Genomic DNA, 25,552 nt, shown 5'->3' on the forward strand with positions numbered 1-25,552 from the left:
CCCCTTGTGTTACTTATTACGTTTAATATAGTCTAATAAACGTTCAATATCCCATGTGTTAATCACGTTATCTTTTTGAATCCAACCTTTACGTGCTGCAGCTACACCTGTTTCCATATCTTCTAACATTTCAAGTGTATGAGCATCCGTATTAATCGCTACTTTTACACCAGCATCTTGTGCTTGTTTTAATAATTTCGCGCTTAAATCTAGACGGTTCGGATTCGCATTTAATTCTAAAACTGTATTTGTCTCTTTTGCGAGTTTAATTAATAAATCTGTATCTACATCATAACCCTCACGGCGCCCGAGAAGACGTCCTGTCGGATGGGCAATCATTGTGACATGTTTATTCTCAAGTGCAGTACGCAGACGTTTCATAATCGTTTCACGGTCTTGTGAGAAGCTAGAGTGAATCGCTCCAATGACATAGTCTAATTCTTCTAATACTTCATCATCAAAATCAAGCGAGGCATCTGGTAAAATGTCCATTTCAATTCCGCGTAAAATTGTAATGTCTGGATACTTTTCATTCATACGTTCAATTTCTTTCGCTTGCTCACGAAGACGCTCTTTCGTTAAACCATTCGCTACTTTCAAGTATTGCGAGTGATCAGTAATCGCCATAAACTTGTATCCACGAGCACGGCACGCTTGTACCATTTCTTCAATAGAAAAAGCACCGTCACTCCAAGTTGTATGCATATGTAAATCACCTTGTATATCGGAAAACTGAATTAAGTTTGGATACTCTTTAATTAATTCAATTTCTTTTCCATCTTCACGCACTTCTGGCGGAATAAATGGCAGACCGAAATGAGCGAAGAAGTCTTCTTCAGTCTCAAATGTTTTCACTTCACCTGTTTCCAAGTTCTCTACACCGTACTCACTAATTTTCTCGCCTTTATCTTTTGCGATTTGACGCATTTTTACGTTATGGTCCTTTGATCCTGTGAAATGGTGAAGAGTTGTAATAAACTCTTCTGGTTTTACTAAACGAAAATCAATTGAAATATCATATTCATATTGAAGACGGACAGAAACTTTCGTATCTCCACTCGCGATTACTTCAATCATATTATCGAATTGTAGTAAATGCTCACGTACCGCTGCTGGTTCTGTCGTTGCAATGATAAAATCTAAATCTTTCACTGTCTCACGAACACGGCGTAAGCTACCAGCGCGAGAGAAACGAATGACTTCAGCAACATTCGACAATTTCTCCTCTATTTCCCCGGCAATAGGCAATACCATCGCAATTGGTAAACGCTCTGGACGAGAGCCTACTTGATCGATTGCTTCTAATATTTTCTCTTCTGTCTTCTTACCGAAACCTGCTAAAGCCTGTACTTTATTTTCCTCACAAACAGCTTTTAGCGATTCCATATCAACAACACCAAGTTCTTTATATAACTTAGCCACCTTTTTACCACCAAGTCCTGGTAGTTTTAATAACGGCAATAAGCTACTAGGTACTTCTTTCTCAAGTTCTTGCAATACTTCAGATGTTCCCGATTCTATATATTCTTGAATAACGGCTGCTGTTCCTTTTCCGATCCCTGGAATCTTTGTGAAATCTTCAATTTCAGAAAGACTACGATCGTCACTTTCTAATGCTGCTGCCGCTTTACGAAATGCAGATATTTTAAATGGATTCGCACCCTTTAGTTCCATAAAAAGCCCGATTGTCTCTAATAATTTGATAACTTGTTTTTTATTTACTTTCATCATTGCCCCGCCTTTCTTTCATAGAAAAAAACTTCTCTTTCCGAAAAAAGAGAAGTTATACTCTGCTACCTGTCTGCCATAGTTCCTTCACCTTTTCAGATAGAATCGGTGTATCGTCTACAATTATTTTGCTAATTGATGATTTTTGTAATGGTGTTTGTACTTGTTCAATCGGAAGAATATTTCCAATGATAATTAAGACAAACAAAATAATATATACTTCTAAAAATCCGAGGATTGCCCCCGCAAACGCATTTACTTGCTTTAAAACCGGTATTTCTGCAAACATATTTAACAAATTACCAAGTAATGAAAGTGCAATTTTAGTGATAATAAACAATATGATAAACGCAAGCGCTTGATAAAATACTGTCTCAATATTATTTGCATCAATCCATTCTGGAACAGATACGTTTTTATCAAATGGATACGGAATAAATTTCGCAAGTGCTGGCGCTAAATCTTTACAGTACCAGTATGCAACAAGGTATGCGATAATAAAGCTTGTTAACTTTACAAGTTGCAGAATAAACCCTCTGCGTAAGCCGAGGAAAAATCCCATAACAAGCAGTAAAATGATAATAATATCAATCATGTTATTCCATTCCTTTTTTTGTCATACTTTCTTTCAATTTCTCATGTTCTTCTTTTAATTTTATGTAATCGTGTATGACGTTTACCGCCGTCAATACCGCTAGTCTACTCGTGTCAAGCGAAGGATTCTTGGCATTGAGTTCGCGCATTTTATCATCCACAATCGCTGCTACCATGCGGATATGACTTGTACTTTCATCGCCAACAACTGAATATTGCTGACCATAGATTTCTACATTAATTCGACTTTTCTTTCCCTTTTGTTGTGACAACTCACCGGCCTCCAATCACGTACAGAATCCTAAAGTTTATCATACCATGAACCTTCATAATATGGAAACAGAAAGAACAATCCGATATGATAAAAATAACAATATAAAAAAAGGGGCGACCATTATGTCAAATTCTATCGTAATTCAAACAAATTCTACAGTAATTGAAGACATGAAACAACAATATAAACATTCGCTTAGCCCAAAAATTCCACAAGGCGGAATCTTCATGGCAAAGGTACCATCTTGCACAATTACAGCGTATAAATCTGGAAAAGTAATGTTCCAAGGAGGCCGCGCTGAAGCAGAAGCTTCTCGTTGGCAAACTGTCTCTCAAACACCGAAAACAGCTGTAAAAAAATCTGTCGATTCCCATCGTTATGCGCCGCCCGCTTCCATCGGTACAATGTCTATTGTAGGGTCTGATGAAGTTGGTACGGGAGATTTCTTTGGACCGATGACAGTCGTTGCTGTATATGTGGATGCAGAGCAAATCCCACTGCTAAAAGAACTTGGTGTAAAAGACTCTAAAAACTTAAATGACGATCAAATTACTGCCATTGCGAAACAACTTCTACACGTTGTTCCTTACAGCTCTCTTGTCCTTCATAATGAAAAATATAACGAGCTATTTGATAAAGGAAACAATCAAGGTAAGTTAAAAGCTTTACTACACAATAAAGCTATTACAAACTTATTAGCTAAAATGGCACCTACAAAACCTGAAGGCGTCTTAATCGATCAATTCACACAACCTGATACATACTATAAATATTTAGCAAAACAAAAACAGGTACAGCGTGAAAATGTTTATTTCGCTACGAAAGGTGAAAGCGTCCATTTAGCAGTAGCCGCTGCTTCTATTTTAGCTCGCTACTCATTCGTAAAACAGTTTGACGAACTAAGTAAAAAAGCTGGTATGCCACTTCCAAAAGGTGCTGGTAAACAAGTTGATATCGCCGCTGCTAAATTAATTCAAAAGCTTGGTAAAGAACGATTACCTGAGTTTGTGAAACTGCATTTTGCTAATACAGAGAAGGCGTTTCGCTTATTAAAATAGTATCGACAAAAACAGGAGCCTACAAACTCCTGTTTTTTGTTTCACCCTACTATTGTCCTTGTAATTATGTCACAACATAAATATACATATTATTAAAATTAAAGAAGATAATTCCTATTACTATTTCTATAAATGATTCTAAACATCTTACTAGGTAATCCCATGAAAGACAATTCAAAATTAGGGAGAATATCCAACTATTAAGTGAGCAACAGGAGTTCCAAAATTTAATCGAAAGATATGGTAGATCATTCCTATTAAATTTTCGGATTCGAAAATTTATCGTGAAACACGATGCACAACAAGCTACAACACTTCTGTGAGGAATTTGAATTCATGATTAGAAGAAAAGGATTGTTTACATAAGGAGGGAATTCATATGGACGCTGTGAAAGTTAAAAAATTATTATATGTTTTCATACACCTCGTAGTTCCACTTTCTTACTTCATTATTTCTACTGTTTGGGGCACTTTCTTCACTACTAAATCCACATTCGAAAACATATCTGATAGCCTTAGCGTTATGGCCATCTATTACGTGTTCATAAGTTTACTGTGGTTTTTCTATTTCGATCGATTAGACAAAGACATAAATAAGATTACAAAAGAAATTAACGATAATATGATGTAACACATAACAAAGGAGAGCCCTTAAGACTCTCCTTTGTTATATTAGCTTCGTTTCTGCTTCTTATTAGATGAAGGTACTTTATGAGAACCTGTTTCATGTGTCGTCGTTCCTTGTCCTTCTACTTCTGGAGAACCTAGGCCCGATCTTGAATGATCTTTTTTTACTTTTTTACTCATTTATATTCACCCCTTCGCGTTACTTTTTGCTACAGGGTAATAAACTATGCAAAATAAAAAGCGAGAGGAAATCCTCTCGCTTTTTTCACATTTTAGAACTCAGAAGAACCTGGAGTTCTTGGGAATGGAATTACGTCACGGATGTTAGCCATACCAGTGATGTACATTAGGAAGCGCTCGAAACCTAGACCGAATCCAGCGTGTTTTGTACCGCCGTATTTTCTAAGTTCTAAGTACCACCAGTAGTCCTCTTCGTTCATACCTAATTCTTTAATTCTGTCTACTAAAACGTCCATTCTTTCTTCACGTTGACTTCCGCCGATTAATTCGCCGATGCCAGGAACTAGAAGGTCAGTAGCAGCTACTGTTTTTCCATCTTCATTCATACGCATGTAGAACGCTTTAATGTCTTTCGGGTAGTCAGTTACGAATACAGGGCGTTTGAAGATCTCTTCTGATAAGTATCTTTCATGCTCTGTTTGTAAGTCAATACCCCATTCTACTGGGTATTTGAAGTCAGCACCTGATTCTTGAAGTACTTTAATTGCTTCTGTATATGTGATGCGACCGAAGTCAGAGTTAATCACGTTGTTCATACGCTCTAGAACTGTTTTATCAACGAAACTGTTGAAGAAGTCCATTTCTTCTGGTGCATGCTCTAATACATATTTCATTGCATATTTCAGCATATCTTCTGTAAGATCCATTACATCGCCTAACTCAGCGAATGCAATCTCAGGCTCAACCATCCAGAACTCAGCAGCGTGGCGAGTTGTGTTTGAGTTTTCCGCACGGAATGTAGGTCCGAATGTATATACATCACGGAATGCTAATGCATACGCTTCAGCGTTCAGCTGTCCACTTACTGTTAAGTTTGTTTCTTTACCGAAGAAGTCTTTTGATTCATCAACTTGTCCGTCTTCACCTTTTGGTACGTTGTTTAAATCTTGTGTTGTTACGCGGAACATTTCGCCAGCACCTTCTGTATCACTACCAGTGATGATTGGTGTGTGAACATGTACAAATCCACGCTCTTGGAAGAACTGATGAATCGCAAATGCTGCGATAGAACGTACGCGGAACGTTGCAGAGAATGCATTTGTTCTTGGACGTAAGTGAGCGATTGTACGTAAGTATTCAAACGTATGACGCTTCTTTTGAAGTGGGTAATCAGAATCTGATAAGCCCTCGATATCAATTTTTTCTGCTTTAATTTCAAATGGTTGCTTCGCCCCAGGCGTTGCAATTACTTTACCTTCTACTTTCACTGAAGAGCTAAGTGGAAGCTTTGCAATTTCTTTAAAGTTCTCTAATTCTGTATCGAAAACGATTTGAACGCTTTTGAAGAAGCTACCGTCGTTTAATTCGATGAAACCAAATGCTTTTGAATCACGTAAGTTACGAATCCACCCTGATACTTGTACTGTTTGACCTGCATACTTTTCTGTATCTCTATACAGACTTTTTACTAATGTGTTTTCCATAGTGAAATTCTCCTTTGCTGATATATTTAAATACAAAAAAACCTTTCATCCATAAAGGGACGAAAGGTTAAACTTCGCGGTACCACCCAATTTGTCATAAAGACCAACTTTAACTCGTATGTAATACATACTTCCCGGTTTGTAACAGGCCGGATTCCCGTCTAAGTCTACTCTTGAATACAAGATTCAATTTCGGTTAGCAACTCCAAGGTGTTCTTCACATATACCGCCTCATCAGGCTCTCACCGCCCCTGACTCGCTTTGGATTATAGTATATACTACTTTTCCTTATCATCGTCTTTCATTTTGTTAAACTAAAATTAATGTACTACATTCGAGAGAAAGATGCAAGATGCCAGAAAATATATAAGCGATTTTTGTAATATATCGACTTACCGACATCTTTCGACGATTGTGCAATAAAAAAATTGCCGGAATGAATCCGGCAATTTTCTAATTACTTACGTAACTCCGCACCAAATTTCTCTTCTACCGTTGTTAATACACGGTTATGTGCTTCTGTTACTTCTTCGTCTGTTAACGTACGTTCTGCATCGAAGTAAGTCATAGAGAATGCAAGTGATTTCTTGCCTTCTTCCATTTTTTCACCTTCGTATAAGTCGAATAGTGTTACGTCTTTCAGAAGTTCTCCGCCAGCTTCAGCAATGACTTGCTTCATTTCACCAGCTTTTGTTTCTTTTGTTACTACAACAGCCATGTCACGTGTCATAGATGGGAAACGCGGAATTGCTGAGTAGTAAGTTTCTTCAGCGTCTGCACCGAATACTTTTACAAGAGATAGTTCAAATACGAATGTATTTTTCACATCTAATTGTTTTTCTGCTTCTGGGTGCAATTGACCGATGAAACCAATTACTTCGCCATCTAATACGATGTCAGCTGTACGGCCTGGGTGCATACCTTCACGTTTTGCTGGTGCATATGTGATTTGGTTTGAAACGCCAAGTACGTCAAATAGTCCTTCTAGTACACCTTTCATAACGAAGAAGTCTACTACTTTCTTCTCACCTTGCCATGCATGGTGAAGGGCAAGACCTGTCATAACACCTGCAAGGTGTTGTTCTTCTTTCGGAAGTTCTCCTGCTTCTGTTGGTAAGAAGATAGAACCTACTTCGTATAAAGCAACGCTGTCGTTTTTACGAGCAACATTGTATGAAACTGCTTCTAGCAATTGTGGCACTAAGCTTAAACGAAGTTGGCTACGCTCTTCGCTCATTGGAAGCGCAAGGTTTACAGGTGCTTTTTCGTTTGGCTCAACCATGTATTGTTTCGCTTTGTCAGCGCTTGTTAATGAATACGTGATTGCTTCATATAAACCAGCACCCTCTAAGAAGCGACGTACTTTACGACGTTTCGTTTGTGCTGATGTTAATTTACCACGAGTCATCGTTCCAGAAGGTAATGTAACTGGAATGTGGTCATAACCGTATAGACGGCCCACTTCTTCTACTAAGTCTTCTGAAATTGTAATATCAGGACGACGTGCTGGTACATTTACATGGAATGTTCCTTCTACTTCTGTGAATGGGAATTTCAAGTTTGTAAACATTGTACCCATTTCACTCGCAGAAATATTTGTACCTAATACACGGTTTACTTTTTCAGCAGTAACAGATACTGTACGCTCTTGTACTTGTAAGTTGTCAGCTTCTACTACACCTTCAAGCGCTTCACCGCCAGCATATTTCGCCATTAAAGCAGCTGCGTGTTGAATTGCTTCAAATGTACGTGTTGGGTCGATTCCTTTTTCGAAACGTGCACTTGATTCACTACGAAGACCTAAGTCTTTTGATGTACGACGCACTGTTTGACCTGCAAAGTATGCAGACTCAATTAGAACGTTTACTGTCTCATTTGTAACTTCAGAATCCGCTCCGCCCATTACACCAGCAACAGCTAAAGCTTTTGTTCCGTTTGTAATTACAAGGTGGTGGCTTTGTAATGTACGCTCTTGATCATCTAACGTTTCAATTTTTTCGCCTTCTTTTGCAAGACGAACAACGATTTCTTTTGAACCTAATTTATCGTAATCGAATGCATGTAACGGTTGACCGTATTCCATTAAAATGTAGTTTGTAATATCAACTACGTTGCTAATTGGACGAATGCCAGCTGCCATAAGGCGAGTTTGCATCCACATTGGTGATGGACCAATCTTTACGTTTTTAACCATTTTTGCAATGTATAATGGGTTTTCTTCTTTCGCTTCTACACTTACAGAAATATAATCAGAAGTTTTTTCTGCTATTTCTTGTAATTCGATAGCTGGAAGTTTTACTTCTCGCCCGTAAATAGCAGCCACTTCATATGCAACACCTAACATGTTTAAGCAATCTGCACGGTTTGGTGTTAAACCAAGCTCAAGTACTTCATCGTGTAAGTTTAAAATTTCAAGTGCATCTGCACCAACTTCAGCGTCACTTGGGAAGATGAAGATACCATCTGCATATTCTTTTGAAACTAACTTTCCATCAATGCCAAGCTCTTGAAGAGCACAAACCATACCGTGTGAAGCTTCACCACGTAGTTTTGCTTTTTTAATTTTGAAGTTACCAGGAAGTACAGCACCAACTTTTGCAACTGGTACTTTTAAACCTTTTGCAATGTTAGCAGCTCCACAAATAATTTGAACTGGCTCTTCTTCACCGATATCGATTAAGCATTTGCTTAATTTATCAGCTTCTGGGTGTTTTTCACATTCTAATACGTGACCAACTACAACACCTTTTACACCTTTATTTAATACTTCAACGCCTTCTACTTCAATACCACTTTTCGTGATTTTGTCTGCTAGTTCTTGTGCTGTTACATCTTTAATATCTACATACTCTTGTAACCAACGATATGATACGAACATATTTATCCTCTCCTTCCCTTACGCTCGTTTGAATTGTTGTAAGAAACGTACATCATTTGTATAGAAATGACGAATGTCATCTACGCCGTATTTCAACATTGCGATACGCTCTGCGCCCATACCGAATGCGAAACCTTGATATTCTTTTGAATCATAACCAGCCATTTCAAGTACGTTCGGGTGAACCATACCTGCGCCTAAAATTTCAATCCAGCCAGTTCCTTTACAAGTGCCGCAACCTTTGCCATGACACATCATACAAGAAATATCCATCTCTACAGATGGCTCTGTGAATGGGAAGAAACTTGGACGAAGACGGATTTCACGATCTTCACCGAACATCTTTTTCACGAATACTTGCAGTGTACCTTTTAAGTCACTCATACGAATGTTTTTATCAATTACAAGACCTTCAATTTGCATGAACTGATGTGAATGCGTCGCATCATCATCATCGCGGCGATACACTTTACCAGGACAGATAATTTTGATTGGGCCTTTTTCTTTATTATTTTCCATCGTACGTGCTTGCACAGAAGATGTATGTGTACGTAGTAACGTTTCTTCTGTAATGTAGAATGTATCTTGCATGTCACGTGCTGGGTGATCTTTCGGTAAGTTTAGTGCTTCGAAGTTGTAGTAGTCTTTTTCTACTTCTGTTCCTTCAGCTACTTCATAACCCATACCGATGAATACATCTTCAATTTGTTCAACAACAGCTGTTAACGGATGGTGACAACCTGTTTCAACAGGACGACCTGGTAATGTAACATCAATTGTTTCCGTAGCTAATTTCGCTTCAATTACTGCTTTTTCTAAGTTACCAATTTTGTCTTCTAGACGCGTTTGAATCGCTTCACGTACTTCATTTACTAATGCTCCCATACGCGGACGCTCTTCTGCTGATAATTTTCCCATGCCGCGTAATACTTCTGTAATTGGACCTTTTTTTCCTAAATACGCTACGCGTACGTCGTTTAAGCCCTTTAACTCTTTCGCTTCTTCAATAAGCTCTAACGCTTTTTGCTTTAGCTCTTTTAAACGTGCTTCCATTTTGGAACCCTCCTAATTTTAAAAATAAAAAAACCTCGCTCCCAAAAAGGGACGAGGTAAATTCGCGGTACCACCCTAAATTGACAGAACAAGTCTGCCCACTCATTAGTTATAACGATCAATTCTGACCGGAACGCCTTTACATATACATGGTCCTGGCGTCAACTCCAGAGGTGAATTCACTTCCGTCTACCATAAGAATGCTTTCAGTCTACGGCACTCTCTCCCTATATGGCGATTTTGTAAGCTACTCTTCTCTATCAACGTTTTTCGTTATTTAACTTTTAATATAATGTACTTCAACTTATTATAAGAAGTTTTTTATTTGTTCGCAACCGGGCTTTGCAAATAATACGTTAAAATCCCTGCTGCAACCGCAACATTTAATGATTCTGCCCCGCCGTAAATCGGAATATACAAGTTTTGATCCGTTTTTGCAAGAATTTCTTGGCGTACGCCATTTCCTTCATTTCCAACAATTAATGCAAAACTTCCGGCCGGAGTTACTTCACCATACGGAACTCCATTTTCAAGAGCTGTTCCATATACAGGAACGTTATTTTCTTTTAACTTGTCTACCCATTCTTCTAAGTTCCCTTTTACAATTGGCAAGTGGAAAATAGAACCTTGTGTAGAGCGGAGTACTTTACTATTGTAAACATCAACACAACCTTCTCCAAGCACAACGGCGTGAATACCAGCTGCATCAGCTGTACGAATAATTGTTCCTAAATTACCTGGGTCTTGCAGGCCATCTAATAAAAGGAATTTCCCATCAGTAAGAGCTACTTCTTTCTCATGCTTCTCACAAACAGCAAATACACCTTGCGTCGTTTCTGTTTCACGAAGTATTTTTACAATCGCCTCAGGCACGATATACATTTCCACATCATTAACTGTCCAATCTTTCGGAAGGTCTGTCTGATCTGAAACGATAAGTTCTGTTACAATTCCTGCCTTCAGAGCTTCCTCGACTAAGTGAAATCCTTCTACAAAAAATAAACCTTTTTTATCGCGTTCTTTTTTCGTTTGCAGCTTTTTCCACTGCTTTACACGCGGATTTTGTACTGAATCAATGTTTTTCATAATATGTATTTCCCTCTCTTCTTGTCTTATCATTATAGCCTATTTTTCATACATATTTACATAAAAAAGAACAAAAACTAACGTCAGTTTCAATTCTGAAGAAGAGGTGAAAGCAATGAGTTTTAATTTACGCGGTGCCGTATTAGCGAATGTATCTGGTAATTCACAAGATCAATTACAAGAAACAATTGTCGATGCAATTCAAAGCGGTGAAGAAAAAATGCTTCCAGGTCTTGGCGTTTTATTTGAAGTCATTTGGAAAAACGCTGATGAAAATGAAAAGCACGAAATGTTAGAAACACTAGAGCAAGGATTAAAAAAATAAGCAATTTGAAAATCACCTTCGCATAAGCTAAGGTGATTTTTTTACGAAAAAAATTTTTCTTCTCCTAAACATTTCTACTTTACTAACGAACTATGATGGAGTACAATGTTCAAAATACATTTAAACCGATCGATTTTTCTTCGTATACATCATTAGATAAAAGGAGTGAATGTTTTATGCACCGTATTACGCTTGAACAAGTTTTTAAACATCACATTACACAAAAATACGTAAACCGTTCTGGAATGGTCCACGCGATCGCTGTCGCTTACCATGCGTTTCACCTAGCCAAAAAGCATCACGCCTCAGTCGATGCTGCGACAAAAGCCGGTTTCCTTCATGATATCGGACATCATACGTGGTACACAGGCGGCGAATGGGACTATGACTTATATAAAAAGAATGATATCCATGCAATTAAAGGTGCTGAAAGAGCACATAAATTGCTTATTAGATTAGGAGAACATCCAAAACTAGCAAAAGAAATTTCTATCGCAATTCTTCTGCATACAGATTCTTTCTTAGTGGAACAAGAAATTGAAAGAACATCTCTTCAAAACATTATTAAATGGGCAGACGAAGCAGATGAAGAACCAGGCGGAGCTCATCATTATAGAACGATTTCTTATGAAAAAGCACTTAAAGCTATTCAGCAATTAGATCGATTGGTAGAGCGTGAATTGCAAATAGAGCAAGCCAAATTGAATAACAAGACAGAACATAGTTATCAATGAGAAAGAGGCATCACTACAGGGTGATACCTCTTTTATTATTTTATGGAAAATAAACCTTTATCCCGCATTAACGGGCAGTAAGACCCCCACCTCGAAATTCAGCAAAGACGAGGAAGTTAGGTGGGGAATCAACTGCCCGTAAAAGCCCGATTGGTGAGGGCTGATAATCAGTGGGGGATGAACCTCCCCAATGATTAAAGTTTCACTTTATATGTAATATTTAAATATTACATTCAAAAACATTTTACTTTATAATTAAATATACAAATATAAAAGAGGTGATTTTACAAATGCAACCCGCTACACAGCTTTCTAATGAACAAAAACACTCGATGTCATGGGGACAATTTATTAGCTCTGTTTTATTCGCCTTTTTTGGGACTGGACTTATTACTGTGTTCCTCGCAATGCCATTAACAATTTATACAGCAGGTCTTACAGATAAAAAACAAGTTGCCCTGTATGAATCTATTGCAAATACTGCAAGTACCGTATTACAACTAGCTGTATTGTTATTCTTCATTTTTAAATTCGAACCCGCAAAAAAATTACTACTAAAATCTTTTAACTTTAAAACACTGAAAGAATGGCGCACATACGTATACTTACTTCTTTTCTTCGTTATCAACATCATACTCAATTACATCTTGTTAAATTATGTGTTCCAAGACGCAACAAAGCAGCAATCTTCCGCACTAAGCTTAGACGTCTTTAAGCAATATCAAATATTATTACTTCTCAGCTTTGCAATACTCACACCCATTTTTGAAGAACTTATTTTCCGTGGTTTTATACTTCGCTTCTTCTCAGAACGCTTTCCATTTTGGATTGCAGCCATCGTAACAAGTTTCTTCTTCGGTATCGCTCATACATACTCACTTGGGGTAATGGTAATTACTTTCTTTATGGGATTATTAATGGCCATTTTATGTAAAAAAACAAAGTCCATTATTCCAGCTATGTTATTTCATATTATGAATAACATGTTGGCATTCTTGAGTTAAAAAGAGGTATCATCGCGATACCTCTCTTTACTCTTTTATCATAACTTCAAACTCTTCTGCGGTTAGCGTTTTTGATAATCCGTATCGTTATTACCCATTTCCTTCAATTTATATATACTCATTAATAATATCCAAAATAAACCTCATGTAGTAAAATATAACTTAATTCACATAAAGGAGTTTACATATGTTCAGTATTATTTGGATGCTTTTCACGCCACTTCTCTTACTATGCGGGATTGCTGGTGGTATTTTTTTAATAGTAACGGGGATTAAATATCGGAAATTACTCGTTGGTTTAATGGGGCTACTTAGCCTATCCTTTGTCACACTACCTTTTGTTCTTTTAAGTGTAGGGATTCATATCGATACAATTTTCCCGATTCCAACTGCTCTTTACTGGACCCTATTTTCTTTAACTGGATTATTAGCAGGGGTAAGTGGAGTACAAGCCAAAATTAAAAGTATACGTAATATGGGATTCATTATTTTTACCATTGGAATATTAGGTGTTATCTTCTGGGAGCTCATGTCTGTAGGTGATTCATTCTATATATAATATTTTTTAGCAACCTACAAATCGGAGGTAATACAGAAGTGTTTGGAATATTAACTTGGATGATTTTAGCTCTTACTTTAATGTTATGCGAATTCATCGTCGGCATTTTTTTAATTATTGCTGGCATGAAACATCGTAAATTACTTACCATTATAGCTGGTTTAATTAGCATATTACTTATCGTTGTTCCTATCGTTTGTATAGGTTCTGGAATAGATTTAGAGGGGATCGTTCCAATTTCTGGAACTTTATATTGGTACTTCTTCTCTTTAGCTGGACTATTAGCTATTATAAGCGGCAGACACATGTCAAGTATTCGTTCTATGGGGATAATTTTGTTTCTAGCAGGGCTGTGCTCCGTAACTGGTTATCATTTTTTATATCTCACTCTTTAAAAAGACAAAAAAGCAGGGAAATTAATTCCCTGCTTTTCTATTTGGTTTATTGCCTGATGGTAAGAAGAACGATAACACCCAAGCAATCCCTGCAAGTATCGTTGCAATTAAGAAGGCATCGTTAATACCGTTAATTGCAGATAGCTTTGAAATTTGTCCATATAATAGTTGTGTGCTCATCGCGTCTCCTGCTTGAGCTGATCCAGCTAAGGCCACTAAGCTTTGACCCATGCCGTGTAATTTATCAACTAAAATTGGGTTTGATGTTGTTAACATGTTGCCGTAATCTGCTACGTGAGCAGTTGTTTGTTGCGTCATAAGTGTGATTAAAATCGCTGTTCCGATTGAACCAGCTACTTGTCTTGACGTATTTTGCGTTGCTGTACCGTGAGAAATTAATTTCATCGGTAGCGCGTTCATACCAGCTGTCATAATTGGCATCATAATGAATGACATACCAATTGAACGTATAATATAATCCGTCATAATAACGCTATACGGTGTATCCATCGATAATTTTGTAAATTCATATGTCGCATACGTCGTAATTGCCAATCCAATTATCGCTAATGGACGAATGCCATATTTATCGAATAATTTACCCGCTACTGGTCCCATGATCCCCATAATTAATGATCCTGGAAGAAGTAGTAAACCAGATTCAATTGGCGTAAAGCCACGAATGTTTTGCAGATATACTGGAAGCAATAACATACCTCCGAATAATGCCATCGTAACGATTGCGTTAATTACTAAAGTAAAAGTAAATACTGGATATTTAAATACTTGTAAATCAAGCATTTTATTGTCCGTTGTTAACTCTCTCCAAATAAATAACGCTAAACCAATTACACCGATAACAAGTGAAATAATGACTTCTGCACTAGTCCAACTATTATTTCCAGCTTCACTAAATCCGTACAATAAGCTTCCTAGTCCAATACTTGAACTAACCACACCGAATATATCTAATTTCGTTTTAGACACTGGCTGAGCTAGTGTAAAGAATTTTAAAGATAGGAACGTAATAATTAAACCAATAATAAACATCGCATAGAACATTAAGTTCCAGCTATAGTTTTCAATCACCCAACCTGTTACAGTTGGTCCGATAGCTGGCGCTAAAATCATCGCTACACCTAGTAATCCCATCGCCGCTCCGCGTTTATGAGGCGGGAATAACGTCATAAAGATATTCATACCAACCGGCATTAAAATACCCGCACCAACTGCTTGAATTACGCGACCTGTCATCATCATTGTAAAGTTTCCTGAAGTAGCACAAATGATAGATCCTACCGTGAAGAATAACATTGCTGCTACGAATAATTTACGATACGTAAATCGTGAAACTAAAAAGGCACTAATCGGTACTAAAATACCATTTACAAGCATGAAGCCTGTAATTAACCATTGTGCTGTTGAAGTTGATACATTAAATTCATTCATTAACGGAGGTAATGCAACGTTAATGATTGTTTGGTTTAAAATAGAAACGAACATGCCGAGAATTAATACAGCTACAACTGCTTTTACGTTCACATTCTCTACAGGCATAGACATTTGTTTTTTCGGCACTTCTTTTTCTTGTTTTACTTCTTCTTGCTTTCCTGTTTCTAACTCAACTACATTAGAAATTTCCGATTCTTGCTTTCGTTCAATTTCTTTCTCTTCTGTTTCAACTTTACTTACTTCTATTTTACTTACGGCTGGGACTTGTTCTTCTCCCATTTTCGTTTTTTTCTTTCGTAAAAGACGATTTACAAGGAAGAAGACGATTATACAAAATAGTGCATATCCTGCAATTACAATTGAGGACATCTCATCTCCCCCTTACTTATGAATACGAACTGTCACATTCATGCCAGGAACAATATTTACTGATTTGCTATGATCTAAAGAAATTTTAACTGGTACTACTTGTGTTACTTTCGTATAGTTCGCTGTTGCGTTGCTTGATGGCAACATAGAGAATGTATTCGCTGTTGTTAAGCCAACTTGTTCTACTTTTCCTGTTAACGTTGTATCTGGGTATGCATCTACATACACATCTACATCTTGACCTTTTTGAACATCATCAACATCTGTTTCTTCAATGTTTGCTGTTACCCATAAATTGTTCATATCAAATGCATAAGCAATCGGGCTACCTGCTCCAACGAAAGCATTTGTTGTTGCGTTTGATTGTACAACTGTTGCATTTTGTGGAATTGTTACATCTACTGTTTGTTCTCCATTAGCTGCCGCTACAGTAACAGTACCTAATTTATCGTTCTCATTATAATTTTTTCCTACTTCAGCTTTCCAGTCAGTTAGTTTACCTGCTACTGGTGAAGCAACCGGAATTACCTTTCCATCAATCTTTGCATTGTCTGTTTTTAAGTAATTTTCCGTTTGATTGTAATAGTAATAACCGCCAATACCGCCGCCAACTAGTACAATTAATGTGATAATGTTGATAATTACCATTCTTCGAAACTGATTCATTGCATTCCTCTCCTTATATCGCATATAATTTTTTTCTAAACTATTTATGTCCTTATTGTTTAGATTGTTTAATTGTTAATTATATTAACCTTTTAACAAAAAAATCACACCATCTGCAGCGTAAATCGAAATTTATCTACCTGCGAGCGGTGCTGATTTCTGAAGGACTATCGTTTATAATTATAAATAATTATTTTGAATCTACAACCGACAATTTACGTATGAAATGTCGTTTAAACAACAATATAATACCAATATGTTGTTTAAGTACAGAAAATTAAACGAGGGGAAATAAAAATGTCTATTAAAAATACAAATGATCCACGTGTAAAACGGACGAGACAACTCATACAGGATGCTTTTGTCGCTTTAGTAGGCGAAAAAGGTTTTGAAAATGTTACTGTTCAACATATTGCAGAACGCGCTCCTGTAAACCGCGCTACATTTTATAGCCATTACCACGATAAATATGACTTACTAGACAAAAGCATTGAAGAAATGTTAGAAAAGCTAACTGAAGTAATTAAACCGAGAAATAGAAATAAAGAAGATTTCCAACTAACATTTGATTCGCCACATCCAAGTTTTTTAGCCTTGTTCGAACATATTGCAGAAAACACTAACTTCTATAACGTCATGCTTGGTGATAAAGCTGCCGGAAACTATACGTATAAGATGATGAAAGCAATTCAAACGCATTTAACATTAAGCCTCTCTATTTCACAACCTAACGATGAAAAACTAATGGTTCCACGCGATATTCTCATTAGTTATGTTACTGGTGCCCATCTAGGGATGATTATGTCATGGTTAAAAAGAGGAATGATATATACCCCGCATTTTATGGCGATGCAATTAACTCGTTTAATTATTTTAGGCGCTCATACTGCAGCGGGATTAGAACGGCCTTTTTAAAACATAAAAAAGCGAAGGAGAATCTCCTTCGCTTTTTCTATTAATTAAATGTAATGTTATGTACAGCCTCTTTATCAAGACGTTTAATAACTTCTACAATTAACTTCACTGCATTTTCATAATCATCACGATGTAACATTGCCGCATGAGAATGGATATAGCGCGTTGCAATTGTAATTGCCATAGAAGGAATACCATTTACAGCAATGTGAATCGCACCCGCATCCGTTCCTCCGCCCGCTACTGAATCATATTGATACGGGATTTGTAATTCATCAGCAACATCAACTACGAAATCACGTAAACCTGTATGTCCAATAACAGAAGCATCATATAAAATGATTTGTGGTCCATCGCCCATTTTACTTTGCGCTTCTTTTGACGTTACACCCGGTGTATCTCCAGCGATACCAACATCTACTGCGAACGCGATATCTGGTTTAATATAATTCGCAGATGTTTTTGCACCACGAAGACCAACTTCTTCTTGTACAGTTCCAACGCCGTATACAACGTTTGGATGCTTTTCATCTTTTAGTTGTTTTAATACGTCAATTGCAATTGCACAACCGATTCGGTTATCCCACGCTTTTGCAAGTAACATTTTTTCATTCTTCATCACTTGGAATTCAAAGTACGGTACAACTTGATCTCCTGGTCGTACGCCCCACTCCATCGCTTCTTCTTGGCTAGAAGCACCGATATCGATGAACATGTCTTTAATTTCAACTGGCTTTTTACGAGCTTCTGGAGGTAAAATGTGCGGTGGTTTTGAACCAATTACACCTGTTACATCTCCTTTACGCGTTACAATCGTCACGCGCTGTGCAAGCATAACTTGTGACCACCAGCCACCAACCGTTTGGAAGCGAAGGAAACCTTTGTCATCGATTTGTGTAATCATAAATCCAACTTCATCTAAATGACCTGCAACCATAATTTTCGGACCGTTTTCTTCCCCTACTTTTTTCGCAACTAAACTCCCTAAATTATCAGTAGAAAGTTCGTCCGCAAACGGCTCGATATATTTCTTCATTACTTCACGTGGTTCACGTTCGTTACCAGCAATACCACGTGCATCCGTTAATTCTTTTAGCATTGTCAATGTCGCGTCTAATTTTGTCATTGCCAACACCCTCCTTTTTCTTCAGTCAATTCATTATACAATAATTAAATTGAAATATTCAAAAATTAAATTAGTATCCTTGTGTTTGACGCTGATGATTTACCTCATTTTTATCTAAATATGCTTTTTCAATCTCTTCTTGCTCAAATTCAAGTGCTTGTCCAAGTCGAAGATAGCTCGTAAATAATTCAATATAGTTTGTAATAGATGGTTGATCTGTAAAACGAATTACTTTCGCATATGTGTCTAAGAAAATTTCCACTTGTGTTTTATTCGTTTGTGCACATTTATAGAATAAGAAGTTTTTATCAATACCTAAATCAATTCCGATTGATAAAATAAAATGCAAACCATCTACGTATTCTTCTAATATTACTTCACGTTCCGAAGCTGGTTTGTTGCTCCAATATTTAAAACAACGTGTTTCATTTGCAAGTTCACCAATTTCTACAAGAAGAGCTAACATTTTTTCTTTTAACAATTTTTTCGGTTGTAAGTCATGTTCTTTTGCAATACGGTCATCTAATTCTTTTTGTAATTTAAATAGTTGTAGTAAGTCCATTCTATTGTCCTCCTCCAACATCGCATTTTACGCAACAATGTTGTTTCATCTCAAAGTTCATTATTATGTTTCAGTTCTTATGAATAAGTCAGCTATCTACCTCTTTATAAAATAGCTTGTCCTTAATTTGCAAATACGTTTCAGTCATCACTCTTAAATTGTTCATCTGATGAAAGTTCCATATCATCTTTCCATTATAGCAGTGTCGTTTCGGCTAGGAAAGATACTCTTCTTTCCAAACGTGCATAATTAAAAAAAGCCAGGAGGATTCTCCTGACTTCATATGTATATTCTTCTATATCACTATAGTTTTTATGTTGATTTTGTCATATCGATAACAACACATCCGTTAATCTTTAGAACTTCAAACTTCTCTCTGAACACAAACAAAAAAACCTTAGAAGAAAATTCTTCTAAGGTTTCAACTAATTAATTAGTTAATGTTGTTTTTTGCAACTGTTGCTAATTCAGCGAAAGCTTTTTCGTCATGAACAGCTAAGTCAGCAAGCATCTTGCGGTTAACTTCGATGCCAGCATTTTTAAGACCGTGCATTAAGCGGCTGTAAGAAAGACCATTCATACGAGCTGCTGCGTTGATACGTGTAATCCATAATTTACGGAAGTCACGTTTCTTTTGACGGCGGTCACGGAATGCATACATTAGAGATTTCATAACCTGTTGGTTAGCAACCTTGAATAATGTATTTTTTGAACCGTAGTAACCTTTTGCTAATTTAATTACTTTTTTACGACGTTGACGAGTAACTGTACCACCTTTTACTCTTGGCATAATATTACCTCCTAATTGTTCTATATATCAGCCGAACTTATTTTAAGTTGTCAAGCATTTGACGAATGCGTTTGAAGTCACCAGCGCTTACTACACCAGCTTTACGTAGTTTACGTTTAGCTTTTGTAGATTTGTTAGCGAATAAATGGCTTGTGTAAGCGTGAGAACGTTTCAGTTTACCTGATCCAGTCTTTTTGAAACGCTTTGCAGCGCCGCGATGAGTTTTTTGTTTAGGCATAGGTATTTCCTCCTCTATCTATTACTTATCGTTTTTCGGTGCTAAAACTAAGAACATACTGCGTCCTTCCATTTTAGGCTTAGATTCAACTGTACTAACTTCAGCACAAGCTTCTGAGAAGCGATCTAAAACACGTTGACCGATTTCTTTATGAGTAATGGCACGTCCTTTAAAGCGAATTGACGCTTTAACCTTGTCGCCTTTCTCTAAAAACTTGATAGCATTACGAAGTTTTGTGTTAAAGTCGTGTTCATCAATTGTTGGACTTAAACGAACTTCTTTCATGCTAATTACTTTTTGATTTTTGCGCTGCTCTTTTTCTTTCTTCTGTTGCTCAAAGCGGAATTTACCGTAGTCCATAATGCGGCATACTGGCGGTTTCGCATTTGGAGCAACTAATACTAAATCAAGATTAAGATTTGCAGCTAAGTCTAAAGCGTCATTACGAGACTTGATTCCAAGTTGATCGCCATTTGCGCCAACTAAACGTACTTCACGTGCACGAATTTGCTCGTTAATCATCATATCCTTGCTAATAGTAAGCCACCTCCAAGGTTTTCTCAGAACATATTTTGTAGTCATAGAACCCGACAAAAAAAGTGCGGGCATACGACACCCACACTTGTAAAATCTTAAGTAAGAAATACATTTACCTGCTAACTGCGAATGCGTCCATCAGGTGAGAAGCGGGTGCTTCTACTTGTTCCACAAAACAATATTCTATTATCCTTGATGAGTTTATCATAGGACATGACGTCTGTCAAGAAGACGCGATGTGTTTTACTAACAACAAGAAATATTGTAACAAACAACTAACATACTTGCAATACTTTTTTATGATAAGTGTTACATGGTTATTTTTTCTAGTTTTTCTCTTTTATATTACAAAGAAAAGCCGCGGTATACCGCGGCTTTTTCTTATCGTTTTCCTTCTACTTTAATCATATCAACAAAAGCATCTAATGCGATTGTTTCTGATTTTTGTTCACCATATTTACGTACGTTTACGCCGTTTTCAGTTACTTCATTATCACCTACTACAAGCATGTACGGAATTTTTTGCATTTGTGCTTCACGGATTTTGTAACCGATCTTCTCTTCACGAGTGTCTAATTCAACACGGATACCAGCACGACGCAATTCGTCTTGTACTTTCTTCGCATAGTCTAAATGTACTTGCGGAGAAACTGGAATTACTTGTACTTGAACTGGAGCTAACCAAGTTGGGAATGCACCTTTGTATTCTTCAATTAAGAAGGCTACGAAGCGTTCCATAGTTGATACGACACCACGGTGAATTACAACTGGACGATGTTGCTTACCGTCTTCGCCAACATAAGTTAATTCAAAGCGTTCTGGAAGTAAGAAGTCTAATTGTACAGTTGAAAGTGTTTCGTCTTTTCCAAGAGCAGTACGAACTTGAACATCAAGTTTTGGACCGTAGAATGCTGCTTCACCTTCAGCTTCATAGTAATCAAGACCCATTTCATCCATAGCTTCTTTTAACATACCTTGTGCTTTTTCCCACATCTCATCATCCGCATAATACTTTTTAGTATCTGCTGGATCACGATAAGATAGACGGAATGAGTAGTTCTCTAAACCGAAATCTTTGTACACTTCTAGAGTTAAGTTTACAACACGTTTTAACTCTTCTTTAATTTGATCTGGACGAACGAAAATGTGCGCATCGTTTAAAGTCATTCCGCGTACACGTTGTAACCCAGATAACGCACCTGACATTTCATAACGGTGCATTGTTCCAAGTTCCGCAATACGGATTGGTAATTCACGGTAGCTGTGAATATCATTTTTATAAACCATCATATGGTGAGGACAGTTCATTGGACGAAGAACTAATTCTTCATTATCCATTTCCATTGATGGGAACATGCCATCACGGTAGTGATTCCAGTGACCAGAAGTTTCATATAACTCTCTACTTCCTAATACTGGAGTGTATACGTGATCATAGCCTAAGCTTGCTTCTTTATCAACGATGTAACGCTCGATAATACGACGAATTGTTGCACCCTTTGGTAACCAAAGTGGTAAACCTTGTCCTACTTTTTGGCTATTAGTAAATAGTTTTAATTCTTTACCTAATTTACGGTGATCGCGCTCTTTCGCTTCTTCAAGCATACGTAAGTGCTCATCTAATTCTGCTTTCTTAACGAATGCAGTACCGTAAATACGTTGTAACATTTTATTATTGCTATCGCCGCGCCAGTAAGCACCTGCAACGCTTAATAATTTAAACACTTTAATTTTCCCTGTAGATGGAAGGTGAACACCACGGCAAAGGTCGAAGAATTCGCCTTGCTCATAGATTGAAATAACTGCATCCTCTGGAAGATCGTTAATTAAATCTAATTTTAACTCATCACCAATTTCTTCAAAGCGACGAAGTGCTTCTGCACGTGGTACTTCATGACGAACGATTTCTAAGTTTTCGTTCACGATTTTTTGCATTTCTTTTTCGATTTTCTTGAAGTCTTCAACTGTAATTGCTTCTTCCATATCGATATCGTAATAGAAGCCATTTTCAATTACTGGACCAATGCCAAGCTCAAGCTTAACATCTTTATATAAACGTTTTAACGCTTGTGCTAAAAGGTGGGCTGTTGAATGGCGTAAAATATATAAGCCATCTTCAGAATCTAATGTAATAATAGAAACTGCACCATCTTCTTCGATTGGTGTAACAAGATCGATCATCTCATCGTTTAATTTTCCAGCTACAGCTTTTTTCTTTAAGCCTGGGCTAATAGAAGCTGCGATTTCTTCAGTTGTTACGCCTTTTGGAAACTCCTTCACAGCTCCATCAGGGAAAGTAATTTTAACTACATCTGCCATCACTGGTCACTCCTCTTTTTCTCAAAATAAAAAACACTCATCCCGTAAAAAGGGACGAGTGTTGAATTCGTGGTTCCACCCTTGTTCCAATTAACATAATTGTTAATTGCTCAAGTTCAACATAACGGTGTTGTCCGTTAGCAATTACTAGAAAAACCGTTCACTGCTAAAGTTTAGAGGTGGTAAGTAATAATCCCGTACTAGGAAGCTCACACCCTAAGGCTTCCCTCTCTGAAAATCGTAGAAAACTACTCATGTCCTCATCATGACATTTCGATATATTTCATTTATGTAGGTAATTATATGCTCAAAAACTTAGAAAATCAAGGGCGTTACCTTTATTTTTTAAATTTTTCACATTGCGCTCAAAATCATGTAATCCATGTAATTGGACCCGTTCTTGAAACACATTTCGCAAAGTAATAATCATATTATGGTCTTGTTCTTTCGTATATAAATAAATCTTTTTGGGCGAAATAGAAAGAAGCGGCGCAATTACTTTCGTATCAATATATACATCATTTTGCTTTAATAATTCCTCATCTATATATTGGACCAACTTCTCCTGTTTTAAACGTCTTCCTTTATCATCATAAAAGATAAAGCTTTCATCAAAAATAAGATGCACGCAGGACAAGCGTGATTTACGGCTACTTACTTGTTGCCGAAGCGTCTCAATGAACATTTGGTATTCTTGCTCCATCTTATATTCATCAATTGCCACTTCCGCAAGTTTAGCCACCATTTCCCTATATGTACGAAGACGAAAACGGATATATGATGAAAACGAGAATGAGAGCGGATCACAAAGCCAATTATTTAAAGAAGACTTAATATATGACTCAAATGCGTTACGCGTTAAATCCTGAGCTACCCCTTTTCTTCTTCCCTTTAAAATCTCATGTGCCATGTGCAATATTTGATGACACTCTTCTTGTTCTTCATAAAAAAACTTTTCTTTTAAGATCGTATAAATCCACTCATTTTGTTTCACATTCACAATAAAATACACCATTACCGGCAATAAGATCTTTTCAATATAATTTGATTCACGTACTGGTATGTGAATCACCACTTTTTGTTCCTGTAAATACACACTCGTTTCCTTATATAATACTTCCGCTCTTTTCAGCAATTGTCTATATACGTGCATAGCATCATTTTTTTCTTCGAAGCAAATTTCAATCACTTTTGTCCCCCCTTTTATCCCTGCTCTAAAGGACTGTATCTATACGTTACAAATCCTATAAGAGTCCGTCCCGCGTGAAGTTCACTCTTAGTAGAATTACATTTCCTATCGTTAGAAAATCCACTCAATATGGCTTGCTAATTTTATATATATTAAGGGAGGAAGAAAAAAATGATACAAGCTACTATGAATTTTTTTATTGTATACTTTACTTATTACTAAAGGGAGGTATCTGAATGTTTGAATATAAATTCGTAAGAGTCGAATTTCATTGGGGGCTCACTCGCTCAAACTAGCTGAAGACTACCAAGAAATTATTCAAGAACATGCTAGAGATGACTGGAGGTTCGTACAGATTGTTGCCCCTACGATTGGCAGTTCTGGACAACCTGAATATTTCGATCTCATATTTGAAAAGAAAATATCACTATAATACAAAAGAGCAAGCTTCTCAGCTTGCTCTTTTACTTATGACGACGGTTTTTCCCACCAATTGGAATTGGTTTGGCTAAATATTTAATTCGTTCCATAATACGTGCTGCCTTCATTTCTTCAGCCTCACCACGTTGTGTATACGTTAAATGATGTTCCAATTGTTTAAAATCAAAATTAGACGTAAAGAACGTCGGTAAGTTTTCTAACATACGGAATTGCAAGATTGCACCAAGCACATCGTCACGCACAAAGCTCGACATCGCTTCTGCCCCGATATCATCTAACATTAAAACTTGTACGCGTTTAACCGCATCAATCTTTTCGCCAATCGAATTATCTTGAATCGAACTTTTAATTTCACGTAAAAATTCCGGGAAGTATACGAGCATCGAACTTATTTTCTTTCGAGCAAGCTCGTTCGCAATTGCTCCTAAAAGGTACGTTTTTCCTACACCAAATTTACCGTACAAATATAAACCTTGTGCTTTTTTACCTGGTTCATATGTACTTAAAAATTCATTCGCTGCGCCAATTGCATCGATACGTGCATTTAAATCAGAAGGGTCTAAGTTTTCCATAGTTGCCTGTAAAATATCCGTTGGCATATATACACTTTGAACGAGTTTTTCATATTTCTTTCTCTCGTCATATGCTACTTTTCTAACGCAGCGATCGTATTGAATATCAATCATTTTCCCTTGAATAACAAGCTTTGGCTCATACCCTTGCAGCATATTTTTACATGCACCTAAATCCGGGCAATCTACGCAACCTACACTTTGTCCAATATATTCATATAACTTCACAAGACTGCGCTCAATCATAGAAGTCGTTACTTCACCTTTATGTTCGTCTATAAATTCTTTCACACGCGGATGCGCCATTACTTCTGCCTTTAATACTTCATATCTATTTTTAAAGTTTTCATTTTCCATTAATTTTGTAAATGAATTTTGAATATGCTCCATTTTCTCA

26 protein-coding genes, 2 pseudogenes and 4 other annotated features are annotated in these 25,552 nt (G+C 37.0%); of the genes and pseudogenes, 10 read left to right on the forward strand and 18 right to left on the reverse strand.

Translation table 11 applies throughout. The annotated features are described in order from the left end of the window. Positions 1-9 precede the first annotated feature (9 nt). From polX to zapA, 3 genes are read right to left on the reverse strand one after another with little or no spacing between them, the layout of a single operon-like run. Entirely contained in the window at positions 10-1,728 is a 1,719-nt protein-coding gene (gene polX / locus QCI81_RS09670) for a DNA polymerase/3'-5' exonuclease PolX (RefSeq protein ID WP_071731433.1), read from the reverse strand. A 55-nt stretch (positions 1,729-1,783) separates the two neighbouring features. After that, on the reverse strand, positions 1,784-2,323 hold the full coding sequence (locus QCI81_RS09675) for a CvpA family protein (RefSeq protein ID WP_000565409.1): 540 nt from the start codon (positions 2,321-2,323) through the stop codon (positions 1,784-1,786). 1 nt (position 2,324) lies between these two features. Further along, a complete protein-coding gene (gene zapA, locus QCI81_RS09680) occupies positions 2,325-2,594 on the reverse strand; it encodes a cell division protein ZapA (protein WP_000082701.1) in 270 nt (89 codons plus the stop codon). Between the two features lie 124 nt (positions 2,595-2,718). Here zapA and rnhC point away from each other — a divergent pair, with 124 nt between their 5' ends. From rnhC to QCI81_RS09695, 3 genes and pseudogenes are all read left to right on the forward strand, one after another. After that, the gene (rnhC, locus tag QCI81_RS09685; protein ID WP_353810689.1) at positions 2,719-3,654 is read left to right on the forward strand and encodes a ribonuclease HIII; all 936 of its coding nucleotides are present in this window, start codon (positions 2,719-2,721) and stop codon (positions 3,652-3,654) included. Between the two features lie 132 nt (positions 3,655-3,786). Further along, positions 3,787-4,020 (forward strand): annotated as a pseudogene (locus QCI81_RS09690) (hypothetical protein). A 13-nt stretch (positions 4,021-4,033) separates the two neighbouring features. Next, entirely contained in the window at positions 4,034-4,285 is a 252-nt protein-coding gene (locus QCI81_RS09695) for a hypothetical protein (RefSeq protein WP_353810690.1), read from the forward strand. Positions 4,286-4,326: 41 nt separating this feature from the next. Here QCI81_RS09695 and QCI81_RS09700 read toward each other — a convergent pair whose 3' ends face one another. From QCI81_RS09700 to QCI81_RS09720, 5 genes are all read right to left on the reverse strand, one after another. After that, positions 4,327-4,461, reverse strand: a complete 135-nt coding sequence (locus tag QCI81_RS09700; protein ID WP_000039588.1) for a YuzL family protein — start codon at positions 4,459-4,461, stop codon at positions 4,327-4,329. Positions 4,462-4,553: 92 nt separating this feature from the next. Next, on the reverse strand, positions 4,554-5,945 hold the full coding sequence (gene asnS / locus QCI81_RS09705) for an asparagine--tRNA ligase (RefSeq protein ID WP_000432189.1): 1,392 nt from the start codon (positions 5,943-5,945) through the stop codon (positions 4,554-4,556). A gap of 52 nt (positions 5,946-5,997) precedes the next feature. After that, positions 5,998-6,249 (reverse strand) — a binding site (T-box leader). Between the two features lie 153 nt (positions 6,250-6,402). Further along, positions 6,403-8,823 carry a phenylalanine--tRNA ligase subunit beta gene (gene pheT, locus QCI81_RS09710; RefSeq protein WP_098125965.1) on the reverse strand — a complete coding sequence of 807 codons (2,421 nt, stop codon included), beginning with the start codon at positions 8,821-8,823 and terminating at the stop codon, positions 6,403-6,405. A gap of 18 nt (positions 8,824-8,841) precedes the next feature. Further along, a complete protein-coding gene (pheS, locus tag QCI81_RS09715; protein ID WP_000388220.1) occupies positions 8,842-9,876 on the reverse strand; it encodes a phenylalanine--tRNA ligase subunit alpha in 1,035 nt (344 codons plus the stop codon). Between the two features lie 44 nt (positions 9,877-9,920). Next, positions 9,921-10,149: a binding site (T-box leader), on the reverse strand. 48 nt (positions 10,150-10,197) lie between these two features. Continuing rightward, positions 10,198-10,995 carry a TrmH family RNA methyltransferase gene (locus QCI81_RS09720; RefSeq protein WP_001986644.1) on the reverse strand — a complete coding sequence of 266 codons (798 nt, stop codon included), beginning with the start codon at positions 10,993-10,995 and terminating at the stop codon, positions 10,198-10,200. An 82-nt stretch (positions 10,996-11,077) separates the two neighbouring features. On the opposite strand from QCI81_RS09720, the gene sspI reads away from it, so the two are divergent. The 5 genes from sspI (at position 11,078) to QCI81_RS09745 (ending at position 13,979) form a co-directional block, all read left to right on the forward strand. Further along, positions 11,078-11,287 (forward strand): small acid-soluble spore protein SspI, encoded by a 210-nt coding sequence (gene sspI / locus QCI81_RS09725; protein WP_000009509.1) that lies wholly within the window; start codon positions 11,078-11,080, stop codon positions 11,285-11,287. Between the two features lie 176 nt (positions 11,288-11,463). Then, positions 11,464-12,021 (forward strand): HD domain-containing protein, encoded by a 558-nt coding sequence (locus tag QCI81_RS09730; protein ID WP_072940436.1) that lies wholly within the window; start codon positions 11,464-11,466, stop codon positions 12,019-12,021. Positions 12,022-12,311: 290 nt separating this feature from the next. Further along, complete coding sequence (locus QCI81_RS09735) at positions 12,312-13,025, forward strand: CPBP family intramembrane glutamic endopeptidase (RefSeq protein WP_001182112.1); 714 nt, start codon at positions 12,312-12,314, stop codon at positions 13,023-13,025. 187 nt (positions 13,026-13,212) lie between these two features. Then, a complete protein-coding gene (locus QCI81_RS09740; RefSeq protein WP_000491395.1) occupies positions 13,213-13,584 on the forward strand; it encodes a hypothetical protein in 372 nt (123 codons plus the stop codon). Between the two features lie 38 nt (positions 13,585-13,622). Further along, a complete protein-coding gene (locus QCI81_RS09745; protein ID WP_098851845.1) occupies positions 13,623-13,979 on the forward strand; it encodes an ammonia permease in 357 nt (118 codons plus the stop codon). 21 nt (positions 13,980-14,000) lie between these two features. On the opposite strand, the gene QCI81_RS09750 is transcribed toward QCI81_RS09745, so the two are convergent. Both QCI81_RS09750 and QCI81_RS09755 read right to left on the reverse strand, forming a co-directional pair. After that, positions 14,001-15,800, reverse strand: coding sequence for a DHA2 family efflux MFS transporter permease subunit (locus QCI81_RS09750; RefSeq protein WP_353810691.1), 1,800 nt, complete (start codon positions 15,798-15,800; stop codon positions 14,001-14,003). A gap of 12 nt (positions 15,801-15,812) precedes the next feature. Beyond that, complete coding sequence (locus tag QCI81_RS09755; protein ID WP_001071419.1) at positions 15,813-16,466, reverse strand: HlyD family secretion protein; 654 nt, start codon at positions 16,464-16,466, stop codon at positions 15,813-15,815. 297 nt (positions 16,467-16,763) lie between these two features. Here QCI81_RS09755 and QCI81_RS09760 point away from each other — a divergent pair, with 297 nt between their 5' ends. Further along, on the forward strand, positions 16,764-17,381 hold the full coding sequence (locus tag QCI81_RS09760) for a TetR/AcrR family transcriptional regulator (RefSeq protein WP_000023672.1): 618 nt from the start codon (positions 16,764-16,766) through the stop codon (positions 17,379-17,381). A gap of 40 nt (positions 17,382-17,421) precedes the next feature. Here the strand turns inward: QCI81_RS09760 and QCI81_RS09765 are convergent, their stop codons facing one another. From QCI81_RS09765 to ytxC, 7 genes are all read right to left on the reverse strand, one after another. After that, positions 17,422-18,507, reverse strand: coding sequence for a M42 family metallopeptidase (locus QCI81_RS09765; RefSeq protein ID WP_000163555.1), 1,086 nt, complete (start codon positions 18,505-18,507; stop codon positions 17,422-17,424). A 70-nt stretch (positions 18,508-18,577) separates the two neighbouring features. After that, positions 18,578-19,069 (reverse strand): dUTP diphosphatase, encoded by a 492-nt coding sequence (locus QCI81_RS09770; protein ID WP_000365050.1) that lies wholly within the window; start codon positions 19,067-19,069, stop codon positions 18,578-18,580. A gap of 433 nt (positions 19,070-19,502) precedes the next feature. Next, positions 19,503-19,859: a 50S ribosomal protein L20 gene (gene rplT, locus QCI81_RS09775; protein ID WP_001138362.1), complete on the reverse strand. Its 357-nt coding sequence runs from the start codon at positions 19,857-19,859 to the stop codon at positions 19,503-19,505. Positions 19,860-19,896: 37 nt separating this feature from the next. Beyond that, entirely contained in the window at positions 19,897-20,097 is a 201-nt protein-coding gene (gene rpmI, locus QCI81_RS09780; RefSeq protein WP_001125945.1) for a 50S ribosomal protein L35, read from the reverse strand. A gap of 21 nt (positions 20,098-20,118) precedes the next feature. Further along, on the reverse strand, positions 20,119-20,622 hold the full coding sequence (gene infC, locus QCI81_RS09785; RefSeq protein WP_000973215.1) for a translation initiation factor IF-3: 504 nt from the start codon (positions 20,620-20,622) through the stop codon (positions 20,119-20,121). Between the two features lie 62 nt (positions 20,623-20,684). Beyond that, positions 20,685-20,805: a sequence feature (ribosomal protein L20 leader region), on the reverse strand. 210 nt (positions 20,806-21,015) lie between these two features. After that, on the reverse strand, positions 21,016-22,953 hold the full coding sequence (thrS, locus tag QCI81_RS09790) for a threonine--tRNA ligase (protein WP_000786077.1): 1,938 nt from the start codon (positions 22,951-22,953) through the stop codon (positions 21,016-21,018). Positions 22,954-23,000: 47 nt separating this feature from the next. Further along, positions 23,001-23,229: a binding site (T-box leader), on the reverse strand. 31 nt (positions 23,230-23,260) lie between these two features. Next, on the reverse strand, positions 23,261-24,142 hold the full coding sequence (ytxC, locus tag QCI81_RS09795; protein ID WP_000569629.1) for a putative sporulation protein YtxC: 882 nt from the start codon (positions 24,140-24,142) through the stop codon (positions 23,261-23,263). Between the two features lie 236 nt (positions 24,143-24,378). On the opposite strand from ytxC, the pseudogene QCI81_RS09800 reads away from it, so the two are divergent. After that, positions 24,379-24,575, forward strand: a pseudogene (locus QCI81_RS09800) (DUF4177 domain-containing protein). Between the two features lie 31 nt (positions 24,576-24,606). On the opposite strand, the gene dnaI reads toward QCI81_RS09800, so the two are convergent. Then, positions 24,607-25,545 carry a primosomal protein DnaI gene (dnaI, locus tag QCI81_RS09805; protein WP_000400120.1) on the reverse strand — a complete coding sequence of 313 codons (939 nt, stop codon included), beginning with the start codon at positions 25,543-25,545 and terminating at the stop codon, positions 24,607-24,609. Positions 25,546-25,552 lie beyond the last annotated feature (7 nt).

The organism is Bacillus cereus group sp. MG20 (assembly GCF_040459885.1).
GTDB classification, from domain to species: domain Bacteria; phylum Bacillota; class Bacilli; order Bacillales; family Bacillaceae_G; genus Bacillus_A; species Bacillus_A cereus.